Below are 18,219 nucleotides of genomic sequence, written 5' to 3'. Positions count from 1 at the left end.
TCGCGGCCAACAAGCCGCACCTGCAGTTTAGGAGCATCGTCCATGATTTGGTGTCCACCTGTTTTTGGTGGACACTTCATGCATCAGAGCACTCCGCTTCAAAAGGCGCATAGAAATTCGCGCTTACGCTTGAGGTGGCGGTGGACGTGCTCTTCTTTCCAGTCAGGAGCAAAATAGTAGACTGCACCGGGCGGGGAACTGCCTGCCCATGGACGCTGATCGCGGACATACGTCCAGATCCTGCCCTTCTTCACACCCTTGCCCAACCCCTTGTCTCGCAGCGAGCGATCCAGCACCCTGATCGGGGTGTCGTCCGCATGAAGCAGGTCACTTGCCATGACCGCCGTTTCGATCCGCTCGATGAGAGGCTGAAGCACCTGCATGGCGCGACCACACCAATCAACCATCGTGCTGTCGGGAATGTCGGCGCCCATGCGGGCGAAGATCTCGTTCAGACGGTACAGTGGCAAATGGTCGTCGAACTTCGAGACCAGAATGTACGCCAAGAGGCCAGCGCCGGCCATGCTGCCCGGTATCGGGCGGCTGGGTGCTGCCACCTGCACCATTTTCTCGCAGCAGCGGCAGGACTTCTTCAGTCGAGAAACTTCGATGACTTTCATCTGCGCGGCGATCATGTCGAGGATTTCGCTGACGTCCTCACCGACAAGACGCAATTCACCTCCGCATTCCGGGCAGCAGGAGCCAGGATCGAGCTCTCGGCGCTCGCGAACCGCCTTGTCCGAGACGCGTGGGCGCCGGCGCATGATCTTTTCAGCCGTATCCGCCAAGGGAACAGCAGACGCCGCCTCATCAGGTTCATCGATTGGCGCCGTACTGCCTTCAGCGGCGGCGATCAACAGATCCTCAAGCGCCAGTTCCAACTGCTCTTTCACGCTCAATCTTTTCAGACGACTTGCCGAAGACCTGTTTCTTCAGCTTGGCAATGCGCAGCCGCAGCGTTTGGATTAACTGATCATGCGCCTGCAATGTGGCCGACATCTTCGCGTTTTCCGCCTGCAAAGCGGCAATCATTGCCTTGAGAAAGGCTGGATCGTCCGGAAGATTTGTCGTCGCGCTAGACATGATCCTGACTACCACGAGCCAGGATAAATTTTCATAAAAACCAGTGGTTTCAGTGGGATAAAATCACCCGACACGGGCCGGTGGCGCACCCCAATCAGGACGACGCCAATCGATCCCTTCCCACAACATCGCCAGTTGGGCCGACGTCAGCCGGGCAGTCCCGTCGGATGCCGAAGGCCAAGGAAACCGCCCCTTCTGCAAGATCTTGTAATACAGGCAGAAGCCCTGGCCATCAAAATACAGCAGCTTCAAACGATCGCCACGCTTGCCGCGAAAGGCGAAGACCGCGCCGCCAGTCGGCTTCTGACGCAAAACATCCTGCGCAAGCGCGGCAAGGCCTTCTACTCCCTTGCGCATATCCGTGATCCCGCACGCAAGATACACCCGAACGCCGGTCCCAGGCCCAATCATGCTGCTTCCACTGCCCGGATAATCTGCGTCAGGACATCGGGAGCCATAGAACTCTCGAAACGAAGCGTGCGGCCGCAGATCAATCGTAGCTCAATCATCCCGGAGCAGCTCTCCCTCAATTCAGGGGCATCGTTCTGCACGGCATTCAGATCGACGGGAATGAACAATGCATTCGAAGACACCGGGAGCAGCCCCTTCTTCTTGAGCTCGCTACGCCAGGCGTATATCTGCTGCCGCGTTACATCATGACGATGAGCAATCTCTGTGATCGTGGCTCCAGAAACCCCAACCGACATGACAATTGCAAGCTTGTCTTCTTCGCGCCACCGCCGTCGACGTTCCTGCCCAAGAATTTCAACGCGCATCGCAATCCTCGCCTAAGACACGTCGCTAACGACGTCGTTAAACACGTGTCTTAGGCCATCAGGGCGCTAGGCGGCAGGCGGTTCCAATCGGGCGGTTACCATGGCAGCGGTGCCGCGTTCACTTCATGAGGAATGTGCTGGCGCATGCCGGCAAGAGCGGGAGGCGGGTCGTATCCGCCTTCATCGCAACGGCCTTTGCCCAGGAGACGCCGGCGGCGGCCAGCGCTCAATGGCGCAGTGTTGCCGATCAGATCAGACCGAAAGTCCCGAAGCTTGCCACCATCATGGATGAAGCTGAAGACGATGTGCTCGCCTATATGACCTTCCCGAAAGAGCATCGGGCGAAGTTACACTCGACGAATCCAATTGAGCGTCTCAACGGCGAAATCAAACGCCGCCGAGGTTGTCGGCATCTTTCCCAACGATGAAGCCATCGTCCGTCTCGTTGGCGCATTGCTCATGGAGGCGAACGATGAGTGGACCGTCCAGCGAGGCAGATACCTGACCCTTGAGACCATAGCACAAATGAGCGATGATCCCCAAATCAGCTTGCCCGCTGTGGCCCGCTGACAATCGCTCCGACCTGGGGCGGAAAGCACGGCACTCAGCCGCCAGCTACACCACCTACATGGACACGACCCCCTCGCGTCCTATCCCGGATTGCTTGATACCGCCAAATGGCGCAGCCTTCGAGGACATACGACCCGTGTTGATGCCAACCATGCCATATTCCAACGCTTCAGCGACGCGCCAGACCCGCTTGAGGTTGGAAGCGTAGAAGTAGGCCGCCAGGCCGTAATGATGTCGTTGGCTTCGCGGATCACGTCGTCGGAGTCCTCGAAGCGGAAAAGAGGTGCAAGCGGACCAAACGTCTCGTCGTGCGCCCCAAGCGTCGATTTCGCAACGTCCGTAACCACAGTCGGTTCGAAGAATGTTCCTGAAGTTCCAAGCCGACGTCCGCCGCAGCGAACCCTTGCCCCCTTTCTGCACCACATCGGCGATGTGTAATTCGATCTTTTCGAGCGCGTTCCCGTTGATCAATGGACCAATCGTCACATCAGGATCAAATCCGTCCGACCTTAAGCAACCGCACGCGCTCAGTGAACTTCTCGACAAATTCAGCATAGACCCGCGACTGAACGTAAATCCGATTGGCGGATACGCAAGTCTGTCCAGCATTGCGAAACTTCGCTTGGATCGCTCCCTCAACTGGATCGCTCCCTCAACCGCAGCATCGATCTCGGCGTCATCGAAGACAATAAAAGGGGCATTGCCGCCGAGTTCGAAGCTGATTCGCTTAATTAGGTCAGAGCACTGGCGCATGAGCAACCGGCCGACCTCTGTCGAACCGGTAAAACTAATTTTACGCACCTTAGGGTTGACGCATAGTTCGCGACCAATCGCATCACCTTCTGACGCATAGACCAGGTTCAACACGCCGTCGGGGATGCCAGCCAGCTTTGCCAAGTTGAACATAGCCGCAGCAATCAATGGCGTCTGCTCAGCGGGTTTGAGGACGACGGTACAACCGGCTGCAAGCGCCGGCGAAATCTTGCGCGTCACCATCGAAGCTGGGAAGCTCCAGGGAGTGATCGCGCCGACCACCCCGATCGGCTGCTTGATGACCAGCATCCGGCGATCGATCGACGGACCCGGGATGGTTTCGCCGTAAATGCGACTAGCTTCCTCGGCATACCATTGCACATAGGCCGCCGCATGCGAGATCTCCGATTTGGCCTCTGCCAGCGGTTTTCCCATCTCCGCGGTCAGGATAGCTCCGAGATCGTCGCTATGCTCAATCATTAATTGGTGCCAGTTCCACAACACATCCGATCGTGCCCGAGCAGTCAGCTCGGCCCACGCTTCTTGCGCGGCATGAGCTCTTTCAATGGCGAGCCGAGCATCATCGGCACTCATGTCCGGTACTTCGGCCAGCAATTCTCCGGTGGAAGGGTTGAGCACCGGGAATCTCTTGCGTAGATCGGCGGACGAGGAACCAAGGTCATTGGCAAGATCACGGAATAGCTCCGGTCGTTTCAGGTAGCGCGTCAATGCCGTCGTTAGGGTCATTGCTCTTCCTCCTCCCGGGTATGCACCCGATCTTGTGTATGTCCGTTCGTGCGGAACAGCAAAACCGGAGCGATGACGATCATGGCTCCGGTTCGTGCCTTGGCTGTCGCATTCGATCAAATGAGGGAAATGACAGCTTCGATCTCGACCTTCGCGCCTTTCGGAAGGGCCTTTACCTCGTAGCATGCGCGAGCGGGAAAGGGGGGTGAGAAGAAGCTCGCGTAAATGCGATTGACGTCAGCGAAGTCACCAAGGTCGGTGAGCAACACAGTCGTCTTCACTGTCTTCGACAGTTCAGTACCGGCGGCCCTCCCGATTGCCTGAAGGTTTCTCAGGCACTGCTCGGCCTGCTCTACGGCGTTTGCGGAATTGAATTCGCCTGTGGCCGGATCAATTGGCAGTTGGCCCGAAACGAAGAGCAGATCGCCTACCTTGATTGCTTGTGAATATGGGCCAACTGCTCCAGGAGCGTTGGTCGTGGAAATTTGTTCGATCAAAGTTTCATCCTCCATGAGGTTTGTGACTGTGGTTTAGGCGTACCGGCAAATCGCCAGGTCAGTTGCATCGATTTCGGGCTTCCGTCCGGACACGAGATCAGCGATGACGCGGGCCGAGCCAGAACTCATCGTCCAGCCGAGTGTGCCGTGTCCGGTGTTGAGGAAGAGGCCCGCGATCTTGGTGGGACCAATCACCGGCGTTCCATCCGGCGTCATCGGGCGAAGACCCGACCAGAATGTAGCCTCTTTTGCATCACCACCGGGAAAAAGATCCATGACGGAATGCTCGAGGGTGCTCCGGCGGGCTAGGCCGAGGTCGTTCGAATAGCCGGAGATTTCTGCCATGCCCCCCACGCGGATACGGTCGCCAAGACGCGTGATCGCGATCTTATAAGTTTCGTCCATGATCGTCGATTCCGGCGCCCGCGAGGAGTCAGTGATAGGGATAGTCAGTGAGTAGCCCTTGACCGGTTGAACTGGGAGCTTGATTCCGTGGCGCTTGAGTAGCAACGGAGAGTAGCTGCCAAGTGCCACAACAACCGCATCTGCCGGCAGGGATCCCGATTTCGTCACAACGCCACGCACACGACCGGCCTCGACATCCAAGCCGTTAATCTCCGTACTCCAGGAAAACCGGACGCCGAGCTGCTCGGCCTCGTTAGCAAGCGCATCGGTGAACTTGAAGCAGTCGCCAGTTTCGTCCTTTGGCGTCAGCAGACCGCCGGTGATCTTATCGCGGACATGCGCGAGCGCCGGCTCAGTGCGAACGCACCCGTCACGATCGAGTACCTCGTAGGGAATGCCGTCGGCTGCAAGCGCCTTGACGTCCTTGGCGGAGGCATCGAGCTGTGCCTGCGTGCGGAAGAGCTGTAGCGTGCCCTGCATACGTTGGTCGTATTCGATGGCAGTCTCGTTGCGCAGGGCAGCAAGGGAGATACGACTGTAGTCAGCCAGACGCAGCATGCGGCTCTTGTTGATAGCATAGCGCTCGGTAGTGCAGTTTGCGAGCATCTTTACGAGCCATGACAGCATGGCGCCATCGATCTTTGGCCGCAGGATCAGCAGCGCATGTTCCATGAACAGCCATTTCAAAGCCTTCATCGGAATTCCTGGCGCTGCCCAAGGTGAGCAATATCCGAACGAGACTTCGCCTGCATTAGCAAAGCTTGTCTCAAGTCCCGGACCTTTCTGCCGGTCGACAACGGTGACTGTGTGACCGTCTTTTGCGAGCTGATATGCGGAGGTGACGCCAACAATACCGGCGCCTAGAACGATGACCCTCATAATGTCCTCAATGGATGAACCCCTAACGATGCCGTCTATGGTAGCGGTCGCCGAGGCAACGGCCAGAGCCATTTCCTCTCGATGCAGCCGTGTCTGTCTGTCATTGTCCAGATGTTCATTCGGAGTGATCCTGGAAAATCGAGGTGTAGCAACTCCAGTCTCCTAATATTCACTCAGGATGGACAACCTCAAAGCCTACAGCTAGCCGACAATGGCACCTTCGAAATGGCGATCGCAATAAAAAACGACCGGTCGCCCCGCCCCTTTTCTCATAGCAGTTGGTCGATATCACTCACCTCAGACGGCGTTCAGAATCCAGTTAGAAATATCGGACTTCTGTCTTGCACCGACCAGCTTATCGGCAACCTCGCCGTGCTTGAAGATCCAAAGGGTCGGAATAACCCTCACACCCAACTGAGCGGCGAGTTCTTGGTTCTGAATGACATTCAGCTTGGCGAATTTGACCTTTCCTTCGAGCTCGACGGCGAGTTCTTCGAGAACGCGAGCGATTATCTTGCAGGGGGGCACCTATCGCCCCAGAAATCGACCAGAACAGGTTTTTCGGATTCCAGAACTTCTGACTGAAAGTTCTTTTTATCAACTTTTGAGACGAACATGGGCAGCTCCATTAAATTAGGTTGTCATGTGATTGTGTAATCTCAATCTGATGAGTCGCCGAATGTTACGCTCCTTTCTGACGTTAGACGGAGTAGTACATCTGGAACTCAACCGGGTTCGGGGTTGTCTCTAAGAGAGTGACCTCGTCCATTTTCATCTTGATATAGTTGTCGATGAAATCGTCGTCGAAGACACCACCGGCCGTGAGGAAGGCGCGGTCGTTGCTGAGACTCTCAAGAGCCTCGGACAGCGATCCGCAGACGGTTGGAATTTTTGCCTTTTCGCACTGCGGCAGTTCGTAGAGGTCTTTGTCGATCGCTGGGCCGGGATCGATCTTGTTCAGGATACCATCGAGGCCGGCCATCTGGATGGCCGCGAAGGCGAGATAGGGGTTGGCGGCAGGATCCGGGAAGCGGACTTCCACACGCTTTGCCTTCGGGTTGGAGCCGAACGGAATGCGGCACGCGGCCGAGCGATTGCGGGCCGAATAGGCAAGCAACACAGGTGCTTCGTAACCCGGGACAAGACGCTTGTAGGAATTTGTCGACGGGTTGGTGAAGGCATTGATTGCCTTGGCATGTTTGATGATGCCGCCGATGTAGTAGAGGCAGCTCTCGGAGAGACCGGCATATTCGTCGCCGGCAAAGGTCGGCTTGTCACCATTCCACAACGACATGTGCACGTGCATGCCCGAGCCATTCACGCCAATGACCGGCTTCGGCATGAATGTCGCCGTCTTGCCGTAACGATCAGCGACATTGCGGACGCAGTATTTGAAGATCTGCACCTCGTCGGCGCTGCGAACGAGGGTGTTGAACTTCGTGCTGATCTCGTGCTGGGCAGGAGCCACTTCGTGATGGTGCTTTTCCACTGTCACGCCCATCGCTCTTATGTGTGCTGACATGTCGCTGCGCATTTCTTGACCAGAATCCTGGGGCGGCGTTGACATATAGCCGGCCTTGGTTTGGATGCGGTGGCCGAGATTACCTTCTTCGTAAGACTTATCACCGTTGATCGGCAGCTCTACGGAATCGAGCTTGAAGCCGGTGTTGTAGGGGTCGGTCTGGTACTTGACGTCGTCGAAGACGAAGAATTCCGGCTCGGCACCCACATACACCGTGTCGGCAATTCCAGTCGACCGCGAGTAAGTCTCAGCCCTTTCGGCTATACCGCGTGGGTCGCGGTTGTAGCGCTCACCCGTGACAGGTTCGAAAACGTTGCAGATGATCGTCAGCGTGGGCACCGAAAGGAACGGGTCCATCTGGGCGGTCGTGAGATCTGGAATGAGGACCATGTCGGACTCGTTGATCTCTTTCCAGCCGGGAAAGGACGAACCGTCGAAACCTTCAGTCATTGCGTCCGAGTCAATTACTTTGACGTCGTGTGTCATGTGTTTCACGTTGCCGTCCATGTCGGTGACGCGGAAGTAGATTTCTTGGACGTCGTTGTCTTTGATAAGCTTGAGTAGTCTTTTTAGGGGATCCATGTTTGGTCCTTCGCCGCGTTGATCAGAAGTCAGCTCAACCCGTTGGAGCGGGAGCATTTTCAATAGGCTCAATGTCAGGGCGATTTCTCCTGTTGCCGTGTGCCAATCAATTTCGCAAGTTCGATGCCAAACCGAAAACTGTTATAAAACAGGCAGATAACATTTCTGTGGCAATATTTTTGGCCGACATTGTCGGACAAAACCAAACGATTTTGTCGCTGCCAGTTCCATTCACTCGTTTTTCCTCTTCACCAGCAAGCGACCTTGGCCTCGCGGAATGCACTTTCGGAACTTCGGACGGTAGTCGGCCCAGTTGTCGAGTATCTCAGTGGCGCGGGCCGAGCCGGTATAGTGCAGATGGTTGGAAATCAGCTGGTAGAGGCGCTCCTCGTCGTAGCGGGTCATGTCGCCTGAGACGTCGACGCGTCGCTTGTGCATGAGATCGCCGCCGTGATGATGCAGCTTCTCCAGCATGTCATCCTCCTCGGGCACCGGCTCGAGTTCGACCATCGCCATGTTGCAGCGGCTGGCGAAATCGCCGGTCTCATCGAGCACGTAGGCGACACCGCCGGACATGCCGGCCGCGAAATTGCGGCCCGTGGCGCCGAGCACGACGACGACGCCGCCGGTCATGTATTCGCAGCCATGGTCGCCGACACCTTCGACGATGGCGATCGCACCGGAATTGCGCACGGCGAACCGTTCGCCCGCCACGCCGCGGAAATAGCACTCGCCCTCGGTCGCGCCGTAAAGCACGGTGTTGCCTACAATGATCGAGTTTTCGGCGACGATCCGCGAATTCTCTGGCGGCCGGATGATGATCTTGCCGCCCGAAAGCCCCTTGCCGACATAGTCGTTGCCATCGCCGATCAGGTTGAAGGTGACACCGTGCGCCAGGAAGGCGCCAAAGCTCTGGCCCGCCGTGCCGCGAAGTGTCACGTTGATCGTGTCTTCCTTCAATCCGCAATGGCGATAACGCTTGGCGACCTCGCCGGAAAGCATCGCGCCCACAGACCGGTTGACGTTCTTGATGTCGACTTCGAACGCGACGGGCGTCTTGGCCGTCAGTGCCGGCTGAGCCTGCTCGATCAGCACGCGGTCGAGAATATCGTCGATCGGGTGTTGCTGCCGGCTCGTCCACAAGGTCTCTTCCTTGGGAGCGTCGACCTTGTGGAAGATACGGCTGAAGTCGAGACCCTTTGCCTTCCAGTGCGCCAGCATCTCGTCCTTCTCCAGCAGCTCCGAGGCGCCGATGATCTGGTCAAGCCGAGTGAACCCCAGCGAGGCGAGGATTTCGCGCACTTCATTGGCAACGAAGAAGAAGTAGTTGATGACGTGTTCCGGCGTACCCTTGAAGCGCTTGCGCCGCACCGGGTCCTGGGTCGCCAGGCCCACCGGACAGGTGTTGAGATGGCACTTGCGACACATGGTGCAGCCAGCGGCAATCAGCGGTGCGGTGGCAAAGCCGAACTCGTCGGCTCCAAGCAGCGCCCCGATGATGACGTCGCGGCCGGTCTTCAGGCCGCCGTCCACCTGCAGGGCGACGCGCGAACGCAATCCGTTCAGCACCAGCTTCTGCTGGGTCTCGGCAAGGCCGATTTCCCAGGGGCTGCCGGCATGTTTGAGCGAAGTCAGCGACGAAGCACCCGTACCGCCGTCGGAGCCCGAAAGAGTAATGTGGTCGGCGCGCGCCTTGGCGACGCCAGCAGCAACCGTGCCGACGCCGACTTCCGAGACCAGCTTGACCGAAACATCGGCAGTCGGGTTGACGTTCTTCAGATCGTAGATCAGCTGGGCTAGATCTTCGATCGAATAGATGTCGTGGTGCGGCGGCGGCGAGATCAAGCCGACACCCTGCTTCGAATGGCGGGTCTTGGCAATGGTCGCATCCACCTTGTCTCCGGGCAACTGGCCGCCTTCGCCCGGCTTGGCGCCTTGCGCCACCTTGATCTGCAGCACATCGGCATTAACGAGATATTCGGTGGTGACGCCGAAGCGGCCCGAGGCGATCTGCTTGATCGCCGATCGTTCCGGGTTCATCGAACCGTCGGAGAGCGGCATATAGCGGTCGGATTCCTCGCCGCCCTCGCCGGTGTTGGACTTGCCGCCGATCCGGTTCATGGCGATCGCCAGCGTCGTATGCGCCTCCCTGGAAATCGAGCCGAAGGACATCGCCCCCGTCGAGAAACGCTTGACGATATTCGACGCCGGCTCGACCTCGTCGATCGACACCGGTTTGCGGCCGATCGCCTCGGCGCTCTTCATCTTGAAGAGACCGCGGATCGTGTTCATGCGCAGCGCCGAGTTGTTCACCATCTCGGCGAATTCCTGGTAAAGGTCCTCGTCATTGCCGCGCGCGGCATTCTTGAGGACGACGGCCGCATCCTGCGTCCAGGCATGGCTTTCCCCGCCTATTTTTTGGGCATATTCGCCGCCGATATCGAGCGTCGTCGCCAGCAGCGGATTAGTGCCGAAGGCCGCATTATGGCGGGCGACGGTTTCTGCGGCGATCGCTTCGAGGCCGACGCCTTCGATCCTCGTCACGGTGCCGAAGAAATACTCGTCGATCAGTTCCGACGACAGGCCGACCGCATCGAAGATCTGCGCGCCGCAATAGGACTGGTAGGTCGAAATACCCATCTTCGACATGACCTTGAGGATGCCTTTGCCGACCGCCTTGATGTAGCGGTAGACGACCTTGGAGGCATCCACTTCCTTCGGGAACTCACCCTTGGCATGCATGTCGAGCAGCGTGTCGAAGGCAAGATAGGGGTTGATCGCCTCGGCGCCGTAGCCGGCGAGCAGGCAGAAATAATGGATCTCGCGCGAGTCTCCGGTCTCGACGATGAGACCGACCGAGGTGCGCAGCCCCTTGCGGATCAGATGGTGATGCACGGCAGCTGTGGCGAGCAATGCGGGAATGGCGATCCGGTCCGGGCCAATCTGGCGGTCGGAGAGCACGATGATGTTGCAGCCCCCCTTGACGGCGGCTTCCGCGCACTCGCAGAGCCGGTCGAGCATTTCGGGCATACCTTCGGCACCACACTCGATATCATAGGTGAAATCGACCGTCTTGGTGTCGAAACGGTCGGTCGAACGGATTTTTTCGAGATCGCCATTGGTCAGGATCGGTTGGCGAACCTTGAGCCACTTGGCGTTCGCCGCCCTCTCATGGTCGAGAATGTTCGGCCGCGGCCCGACGAAGGAATCTAGGCTCATCACCAGTTCCTCGCGGATCGGGTCGATCGGCGGGTTGGTCACTTGCGCGAATCTCTGCTTGAAATAGGTGTAGAGCAGCTTCGGCTTTTCCGACATCGCCGAGATTGGCGTATCCATGCCCATCGAACCGAGAGCCTCTTCGCCGTCAATGACCATTGGCTTCAAGACCATCGCCAGGTCCTCGAGCGTGTAGCCAAAGGCCCGCTGGCGGTCGAGCAGCGACACGTCGCGGCGCAGCGTCCGCGGCTCCACCGGCTTCAGGTCTTCGAGGATCAGCTGGGTGCGGCCGAGCCAGCTGCGATAAGGATGCGCCGTCGCGAGCTGCGACTTCACCTCGTCGTCGGAGATGATGCGGCGTTCTACCATGTCGATCAGCAGCATCTTGCCCGGCTGCAGGCGCCCCTTCTGGATGATCTTCTCCTCCGGAACCGGCAGCACGCCGGCTTCGGACGCCAAGATGACGCGGTCGTCATCGGTGACGAGGTAGCGCGCCGGCCGCAGGCCGTTGCGGTCGAGCATGGCGCCGATCTGCTTGCCGTCGGTGAAGGCGATGGCAGTCGGTCCGTCCCATGGTTCCATCAGCGCCGCATGATATTCGTAGAAGGCCTTGCGTTCGGCGGCCATCGACTGGTTGCCGGCCCAGGGTTCCGGGATAAGCATCATCATCGCATGCGCTAGCGGATAGCCGCCGCGCACCAGGAATTCGAGTGTGTCGTTGAGAGAGGCGGTGTCGGACTGCCCCTCTTCGAAGATCGGCCAGAGCTTGGAGATATCCTCGCCGAACAGCGGCGAGGAGACCGAGGCCTGGCGGCGCGCCGCCATCCAGTTGACGTTGCCGCTCAGCGTGTTGATCTCGCCGTTATGGGCGACCATGCTGTAGGGATGCGCAAGCTTCCACGACGGTAAGCTGTTGGTCGAGAAGCGCTGGTGCACCAGGGCGACCGCGCTTTCGAAGCGCGGATCAGACAGGTCCTTGTAATAGGCATCGACTTGATCGGCCAGGAACATGCCCTTGTAGACCACCGTCGCCGACGACAACGATACCAGATAGAAATTGCTCTCCTTGCCGTCGCACTCGTCATTGATGCCGTGGGAGATTACCTTGCTCAGCTTGAACAGCCGGCGCTCGAACTCGTCGTTGTTTTCGGCATCCTCACCGGCCCCGATGAAGACCTGCACATGATGCGGCTCGGTCGCGGCAATGGCCGGCGCCTTGGAGAGCGAGGAATTATCGACCGGAACGTCACGAAAGCCGATGAACACCTGACCTTCCTTGGTGATCACGTCCTTGATCACCTTCTTGAGGTGCTCGATCTGCTTTTCATCGCGCGGCATGAAGATATGGCCGACGCCATATTCGCCGACCGGCGGCAGAGTGATGCCCTTCTCGGCCATCTCTTCGCGGAAGAATCGGTCGGGAATCTGCACCAGGATCCCGGCACCGTCACCCACCAGCGGATCGGCACCGACAGCCCCCCGATGCATCAGTCTCTTGAGCATACCCAGACCATCCATGACGTTCTGGTGCGACCTCTCGCCCTTTATATTCGCGACGAAGCCGAAGCCGCAGGCATCACGCTCGTTGCGTAGAGCGTAGAGGCCTTGGGCACGAGGCTTGATCGCATTGGCAGCAATCTTCTTGGCTGTCGGACTTGAGCTCAACGTTGGCATTGACTTGGTCCCTCTTCTGCTCCTCTTCCCCACCAGCGATGTTGGCGAGGAATATCAGCGGCAATCTCCCGTCGACGGACTGACGACACGCTTCAGCAAGGTCAACATTATTGATTTGACGGTGCAGCGCCGGCTGGCGCTGTCGACGCAAATCTACTTTCCTAAATTCAGCAATATCAATCTCGAGTGCAGGCCGAAACCTACAGGATTGGGTAGGGACGCATCCGCTTGTGGCCCACAAAAGTGCCAATACGGCTAAGAGCCTTGCCGCCGGCCAAGCGTTGCCACATGCAGTCGAGATGGCTCGCACCCATTAAACGTTCCCTCGCACAAGCGGCGGAGTTTGAGGTGCCGCGCAGCCAGGGTGGCCGAGTAGGGAAATGGGGGAACCGGCACCGTTCGTATGCTTTAGCTTCCGTGATGGTGATTAACGACAGCGTCATCAACGAGTCCCTCTGTTATGAGTCACATCAATACAAGTTCCTCCCGCATCAGCCGCTGGCGGGAGGAGCCCCCCTATTCGACGTCTGTTCGAAATGGTGTGATTGACCAAGTGACTTCGTCAACGGCCCGCTGGAGGATCTCCTGCGTCAAAGCGAGGTTGGGTGACGCGGCGATGACATGTCCAAGAGTATCTGTATAATCGCCTCTCCTGATGATCCGGGCGTTAGGTTTTACATGGAACTTCACATCGGCTACACCCTGGATAGAAGCCGCCCGGGCGCCGCCCCTAATCCAATCTAAGGTACCATCGCTAACGGGAACTAGATGCCGTACAATTGCAGTGCACGAATGCCTGCTGCGCAAATCCCATTCCTGACCGATAACAACCTTTATATGCTCGCGTATGAGGTCGGTACCGCAAGAGAGCTGAACCAGCCGAGGACTGGCGCCACCGGCAAGACGCGGATTGACTTCAATCACCACGGGCCCCTGCTTTGTCCATCGGAATTCAACGTTTGTCGGTCCCCAGCCAAGCCCGAGACCTTCCAAACAGCGCAGGGACAGATCGACCACGCGATTAAATTCCTCATCAGTCATAGGGGCCGGAAAGACAGTCTCATGGAAGACGAAGTTCGGTGGAGGGCCGAATTCTGAAGCACCGATTGCTACGACTTCGCTCCCCATTAAGTTAGCACTGAAAAAAGTTCCCCTTGCGAATTCCTCGACTAGTATCCTCGGCGTGGACCGCCATGTGTGTTCCCCGCCCAGCAGATAGCTCGTATGAGCGGCCAATTCGGCGACATCGCGGCACAATCGAACGCCACTGCTGCCGCTTCCTTCAGCAGGCTTTAGAACTACAGGTAGGCCGATCTCTGCGGCTGCGTATTCTACCTCCTTTGCATCCATTGCTAAGCGATAAGCGGGCATTGGAATGCCTGCCTTTTTGAGCAACTGACGTTGATTGAATTTGTCGTTGCATCGATCGATCGAAGCAGGGTCCGGCCCCGGCAGACGGAAATGCCGGCAGAGTTCGCTGACTGTCACATAAATCGACTCGTCAAGTCCCGAGAAGCCCGTTATGCCAGCGATTTCATGGGTTGAACGCAGTAGTGAACATTCATGAAGCAGAGCCTGGACATTGTCTGTGGCGACTGGGATGACCTCAGTGCCTTCCGCCTCGAGATAGGCATACTGAGTTGGGTCAGCAGAAAGCGTGATTGGGTAAAGACCCAAACGCCGGGCTTCTTTCACGTACAGATGGCCAATAGTTCTATGGCCCTCAACCAGAATAAGCGCTCTTTTGGCCAATGGCGTTGACCTCCACGGTTTCGATTGCACCCTATGTACAGGCTCTGGCGAGTATCGAAGCCTACGAGGTAGGAACGTGCCAGGCCATGCAAAAGTAGTGCTCGCTATAGCTCCAGGAGTCCGAATCGCGTTGCCGTCGCGACGGCGGCCGTTCTAGTTCGAACATCCAGTTTTCGTAGGCAGTTCTTCACATGAAAAGCGACCGTATTTTCAGAAGTCCCCATGATCACCGCCGTTTCCCACGATGTCTTCCCTGCGCTATCCACAGGAGAGATTCTTTCTCGCGTGCAGAGAGGCTAGGAACACACTCTATGCCACCCTTATCCATATCGATTCGTTCCACCGATTGAAGGACGCCACAGAAGTGCCTGTTGACGTCGCCGCTTCTTTCGTTGCGAATATCGTGCCAACAGCGTCGAACGCGCCTCAGACGAAATTGCCATTTATTTATCAACTGTTTAGGGCATAAAAGCATGGAGGCAGGCCAACAGCGTTGTGTTTTGAAGTAGACAAACTCTACAGGAGGCCTACCTCGCGGCATGGTTTGGCCCGGAGTCAATTATCGGCGGGAGGAAAGCCTGATCCCTCTGGGCCACAAGCAAACAGGCAACAATTGCCTTCACCGACTGATAAACCATGGGATAAGGTCATGCTTGATAACCTCGACCCTCTAAGAATTGCCTTGGTCTTGATCGATGCCTTACGACCGGGAACGCACATCACTAAGCTGTCTGTCGCTTTGGGGGCAAACCGAGCGCCGAGCGCGGCCACGCACCACAGACAAATTAGCGGTTGTCAGTCTCCAAGGTTGACGAAATCATTTGCAGCACTTGGTCTCGCGTCATCCAAAGGAGCCAATCATCATCATCGATGCCCTCAGCATCGAGGCGCAGGACCGACCCATGCTGCTCTCGGTTCACGTAACCAGAACGACCAAGGACCCCTTTTGCCACATACCAGTCGGCAACCAGCGAATAAATGAAATCGGGCGCCCATTTAGCCCATGCCAATCCGAATGCGATGTGACCAATATAACTCATGAGGCCGCGGCCCCTAAAGTCTTCCCGCAGCCACAGATCGCCACGATATGCTACAACGCCGGTTATTCCTCGAGCACTCGGTGCGTAGCAGCGACACGAGGAGTATTGTCCCGCTTTCAAGTCAGGATCCTTGAAGCAGGATTTTAGCGACTCGAGGTGCTCTGCTAGGTTCGTTTCACGTAGATCGTCGACGCGCATTGCTTGGACATGTGCGACGGTTCCTTCCCTGTCTCGCCCGACAATCCAAAAAGCTTTTCCAGGGAAAAGATCGGAACAATCTGGACGGAAGTTAGGATACGTGGGCCGCTTTCCGGGAATTTTGCTGGTGATCCCCACATATTCCTCAAAGTCTTCGCCCATCGTAATGCTGAGACCGGATCGGCGTGCCAACTCGTTTGTCGCGCAGATATATTTTGATACATCGAGCGTCGTCACGTTTCCGTGCATGTCACTTCTCCTATTCCACCAGTGTTTGCGGCGAAGATCGCTAGAGGGGCATTTCGCCCAACAGATGAGTCGTCTGTTTGGTCACCCCGTCGGCGTTGCGGCGTAATCGGACACGCATGCCGCCGGCGTCTACGGCCTATACTCACCGGCAGTCCAATCTCCGCTGCGCTGTCTACCTTCTTCGCAGCCAACGGCGAATATATTCGAGCTTCTTTACTTGGGGGATTGGCAACGGTCATCTGATGATCAATATAAATGCCAACAGGGTCGCTCATCGTTACCTCCTAAATTTGAGTGAAGTACCAGGGGGCTTCGACTAAGCCACGGGTCGGAGCTCTTCATGAACCTTGCGCGAGATGCAGGACCTTCCTGGGCCTCTAGGTTAAACATGGGGCCTGCGAGCCAACTGCCAGGCGCCGCCGCCGGCGATGAGCATCTTCTGCTTCAAGTCCGGCCCCTCAGTAACATTAGTTCCGCAACCGTAGGCCTACGCGCTTTCGAAGGAAGTCATGTCGCTGACCATGCATTGAGCCTGTCCGATTTTCGGCTGTTAGAGTCAGACGCTCGCGTGGACAGACAGGTCCAGAATGTCCAGACCACGTTGAAGCGTTTGCGCATCGATCGTCAGAGGTGGAAGAAACTTGATAACTTGGTCCTCTGCACCGCATCTCTCTACCACAAGCCCCTCATCAAAGGCTTTGCGAACGATCCTTTCGGCCACATTGCCTACAGCACAGTCGAGCGCCAGCATCAGGCCTCTTCCGCGGACGGATAGATTGTGATTTTGGGTGCTTTGCGCGATCTGCCACAGGCGCTCCCTCATGATACTTCCTTTTTCCATGACATCGTCAGATAGATTTTCATTTGCCCAGAACTTTCTCAAGGCGCCCGTCGCTGTCACGAGCGCAAGGTTGTTGCCCCGGAACGTTCCGATGTGTTCTGCCGGCTGCCATACGTCCAACTCCGGCTTGAGCAGCAAAAGAGACAGCGGCAGCCCAATGCCACTCAGCGACTTCGAGAGAACGATTATGTCGGGCGATATACCGGCGAACTCAAAGCTGAAGAAACCGCCGGTTCTCCCACATCCTGCTTGAATGTCGTCAACGATGAGGAGAATGTCGTTCTTTCTGCAAATTCGCTCGACCGACCGCAGCCACTTCTCGCTCGCGACGTTTATGCCCCCCTCGCCTTGAACGGTTTCCAAAATGATGGCTGCTGGGAGATCTATGCCGCTGCTTGCATCCGAAAACACTTTGTCCAGGTACTCCGACGTGTCTGTTTCAGGCCCGAAGTAGCCGTCATAGGGCATGAATACGGCGCCGGCTGGAGGAAGGCCTGCCGCATCGCGGTAGTAACGATTACCCGTCACCGAAAGCGCGCCCAAGCTCACTCCATGAAAGCCGTTGGTGAATGAAATTATGTTATGCCGTCCAGTGACTTTGCGTGCGAGCTTCAAGGCCGCCTCCACGGCATTAGCGCCGGTCGGGCCGGGGAATTGAAACTTATATTTCAAACCACGCGGGCGTAAAATAGTGGCATTGAAAAACTCCATAAACTGTCGTTTAGCTGACGTAGCCATGTCCAATCCATGGATTATTGCACTCGATTTCGTGTATTCTACCATGGCATTTATCAACTCGGGATCGTTGTGACCGTAGTTGAGAGCACCCGCGCCGGAGAGAAAGTCGATGTATTTGCAGCCCTTCTCGTCCTCGATAATGGCTCCGACGCCCCTCCTAAATACGGTAGGAAAGGATCGCGAATACGACCTCACGTTCGATTCGAGATTTTCGAACACAGAAAGCGAGTTGGAGTTGTTGTCAGCGAACACGATCTTACTCCTTTTTAAACGCTGTAATTTCGGTCTGCTGTCCGAGCTAGGGTCCGATCGGAATCCCGCCTCGGCTCAACGGCGATGACTTGCAACCTTCGTCGTCCGGCCCAATTCTCTCAAGTTTCGTGCCAGTCAGCTTCTTTATAGACGACCCATATTATTCACTGCTATGCCAGCTATTTAGGCGCCCAAATATGGGCCGAGAAATGCAGGCATGTCGCTGAACCGGCAAATTGTCGTGACAATGTCGTACATCGTGGCTCCTATAAACGGTTAACCGATTGCGGCGCGTGGAACTCATGTGCGAGTCGTTTATGAACCGCGCCGGGTTTGCCGGAGGCTATTGCGTTTAAGTTATGCGGCCATGGCTGGTTCGTCTAGCATGGCGTAATATTGCTCTTCAGCTTCGGCTGGCGGCATGTTTCCGATGGGTTCCAGAAGC

General features: G+C 56.9%; 11 protein-coding genes and 4 pseudogenes. 2 read left to right on the top strand and 13 right to left on the bottom strand.

Annotation, left to right across the window (positions count from 1 at the left end; all coding sequences use genetic code 11):
• Nucleotides 1–104: 104 nt before the first annotated feature.
• The 3 genes and pseudogenes from tnpC to tnpA all read right to left on the bottom strand — a co-directional run.
• Nucleotides 105–1,083: pseudogene (gene tnpC / locus HJC00_RS31810) on the bottom strand (IS66 family transposase); the annotation flags it as partial.
• 63 nt (nt 1,084–1,146) lie between these two features.
• Nucleotides 1,147–1,494: an IS66 family insertion sequence element accessory protein TnpB gene (gene tnpB / locus HJC00_RS31805; protein ID WP_003554417.1), complete on the bottom strand. Its 348-nt coding sequence runs from the start codon at nt 1,492–1,494 to the stop codon at nt 1,147–1,149.
• Nucleotides 1,491–1,859, bottom strand: a complete 369-nt coding sequence (gene tnpA / locus HJC00_RS31800) for an IS66-like element accessory protein TnpA (RefSeq protein WP_138396816.1) — start codon at nt 1,857–1,859, stop codon at nt 1,491–1,493. Before tnpA ends, tnpB begins: the two co-directional genes overlap by 4 nt.
• A gap of 98 nt (nt 1,860–1,957) precedes the next feature.
• Here tnpA and HJC00_RS31795 point away from each other — a divergent pair.
• Nucleotides 1,958–2,429: pseudogene (locus HJC00_RS31795) on the top strand (transposase); the annotation flags it as partial.
• Between the two features lie 54 nt (nt 2,430–2,483).
• Here HJC00_RS31795 and HJC00_RS31790 read toward each other — a convergent pair.
• The 6 genes and pseudogenes from HJC00_RS31790 to gltB form a co-directional block, all read right to left on the bottom strand.
• Nucleotides 2,484–3,929, bottom strand: a pseudogene (locus HJC00_RS31790) (NAD-dependent succinate-semialdehyde dehydrogenase).
• 116 nt (nt 3,930–4,045) lie between these two features.
• Nucleotides 4,046–4,426, bottom strand: a complete 381-nt coding sequence (locus HJC00_RS31785; RefSeq protein WP_168302153.1) for a RidA family protein — start codon at nt 4,424–4,426, stop codon at nt 4,046–4,048.
• 33 nt (nt 4,427–4,459) lie between these two features.
• Nucleotides 4,460–5,710 carry a D-amino acid dehydrogenase gene (locus HJC00_RS31780; protein WP_168302160.1) on the bottom strand — a complete coding sequence of 417 codons (1,251 nt, stop codon included), beginning with the start codon at nt 5,708–5,710 and terminating at the stop codon, nt 4,460–4,462.
• 297 nt (nt 5,711–6,007) lie between these two features.
• Nucleotides 6,008–6,327: pseudogene (gene trxA / locus HJC00_RS31775) on the bottom strand (thioredoxin).
• Between the two features lie 83 nt (nt 6,328–6,410).
• Nucleotides 6,411–7,814 (bottom strand): type I glutamate--ammonia ligase, encoded by a 1,404-nt coding sequence (gene glnA / locus HJC00_RS31770; RefSeq protein ID WP_168302155.1) that lies wholly within the window; start codon nt 7,812–7,814, stop codon nt 6,411–6,413.
• Nucleotides 7,815–8,045: 231 nt separating this feature from the next.
• Nucleotides 8,046–12,704 carry a glutamate synthase large subunit gene (gltB, locus tag HJC00_RS31765; RefSeq protein WP_246569469.1) on the bottom strand — a complete coding sequence of 1,553 codons (4,659 nt, stop codon included), beginning with the start codon at nt 12,702–12,704 and terminating at the stop codon, nt 8,046–8,048.
• Here gltB and HJC00_RS31760 point away from each other — a divergent pair.
• Nucleotides 12,658–12,963: a hypothetical protein gene (locus HJC00_RS31760; protein ID WP_168302148.1), complete on the top strand. Its 306-nt coding sequence runs from the start codon at nt 12,658–12,660 to the stop codon at nt 12,961–12,963. The genes gltB and HJC00_RS31760 overlap by 47 nt on opposite strands.
• Nucleotides 12,964–13,220: 257 nt before the next feature.
• Here HJC00_RS31760 and HJC00_RS31755 read toward each other — a convergent pair whose 3' ends face one another.
• From HJC00_RS31755 to ectB, 4 genes are all read right to left on the bottom strand, one after another.
• Nucleotides 13,221–14,456: an acetyl-CoA carboxylase biotin carboxylase subunit family protein gene (locus tag HJC00_RS31755; protein WP_168302156.1), complete on the bottom strand. Its 1,236-nt coding sequence runs from the start codon at nt 14,454–14,456 to the stop codon at nt 13,221–13,223.
• 104 nt (nt 14,457–14,560) lie between these two features.
• Nucleotides 14,561–14,680: a LuxR C-terminal-related transcriptional regulator gene (locus HJC00_RS33250; protein ID WP_168333689.1), complete on the bottom strand. Its 120-nt coding sequence runs from the start codon at nt 14,678–14,680 to the stop codon at nt 14,561–14,563.
• Nucleotides 14,681–15,241: 561 nt separating this feature from the next.
• The gene (locus HJC00_RS31745) at nt 15,242–15,943 is read right to left on the bottom strand and encodes a hypothetical protein (RefSeq protein WP_168302157.1); all 702 of its coding nucleotides are present in this window, start codon (nt 15,941–15,943) and stop codon (nt 15,242–15,244) included.
• A 556-nt stretch (nt 15,944–16,499) separates the two neighbouring features.
• A complete protein-coding gene (gene ectB / locus HJC00_RS31740; RefSeq protein ID WP_168302158.1) occupies nt 16,500–17,774 on the bottom strand; it encodes a diaminobutyrate--2-oxoglutarate transaminase in 1,275 nt (424 codons plus the stop codon).
• Nucleotides 17,775–18,219 lie beyond the last annotated feature (445 nt).

It is taken from the genome of Rhizobium sp. NLR22b, assembly GCF_019685295.1.
Taxonomy (GTDB): Bacteria; Pseudomonadota; Alphaproteobacteria; order Rhizobiales; family Rhizobiaceae; genus Rhizobium.
Note: the sequence above shows the minus strand (reverse complement) of the source record. Positions and strands in the feature narration are given on the sequence as shown.

What these genes read in the sequence shown, in the direction of transcription:
- tnpB (WP_003554417.1), bottom strand. Translation starts at nt 1,494, where the DNA reads ATGATTGGGCCTGGGACCGGCGTTCGGGTGTATCTTGCGTGCGGGATC.
- tnpA (WP_138396816.1), bottom strand. Translation starts at nt 1,859, where the DNA reads ATGCGCGTTGAAATTCTTGGGCAGGAACGTCGACGGCGGTGGCGCGAA.
- HJC00_RS31780 (WP_168302160.1), bottom strand. Translation starts at nt 5,710, where the DNA reads ATGAGGGTCATCGTTCTAGGCGCCGGTATTGTTGGCGTCACCTCCGCA.
- glnA (WP_168302155.1), bottom strand. Translation starts at nt 7,814, where the DNA reads ATGGATCCCCTAAAAAGACTACTCAAGCTTATCAAAGACAACGACGTC.
- gltB (WP_246569469.1), bottom strand. Translation starts at nt 12,704, where the DNA reads ATGCCAACGTTGAGCTCAAGTCCGACAGCCAAGAAGATTGCTGCCAAT.
- HJC00_RS33250 (WP_168333689.1), bottom strand. Translation starts at nt 14,680, where the DNA reads ATGGGGACTTCTGAAAATACGGTCGCTTTTCATGTGAAGAACTGCCTA.
- HJC00_RS31745 (WP_168302157.1), bottom strand. Translation starts at nt 15,943, where the DNA reads ATGCACGGAAACGTGACGACGCTCGATGTATCAAAATATATCTGCGCG.